Annotated in this window: 1 pseudogene; it reads left to right on the forward strand. The window is 58.3% G+C overall.

Annotated elements, in window-relative coordinates:
* Positions 1-189 (forward strand): annotated as a pseudogene (locus HWD99_RS18380) (ketol-acid reductoisomerase); the annotation flags it as partial.
* Positions 190-252: the final 63 nt, after the last annotated feature.

Genomic DNA, 252 nt, shown 5'->3' on the forward strand with positions numbered 1-252 from the left:
GTGCTGGAAGACATCCAGACCGGCGAATACGCCAAGAGCTTCATCCTGGAAAACAAGGCCGGTGCGCCGACCCTGATGTCGCGTCGTCGCATCAACGCCGAACACCAGATCGAAATCGTGGGCGAGAAGCTGCGCGCCATGATGCCCTGGATCAAGGCCAACAAGCTGGTCGATCAAAGCAAGAACTGATCTGCCACTTGCGCAGAAAAACGCCACGGTTCGCCGTGGCGTTTTTTTTCGCCCCTGCACCGC

Source organism: Microbacterium sp. C5A9, from assembly GCF_022627955.1.
Classification (GTDB): Bacteria; Actinomycetota; Actinomycetes; order Actinomycetales; family Microbacteriaceae; genus Microbacterium.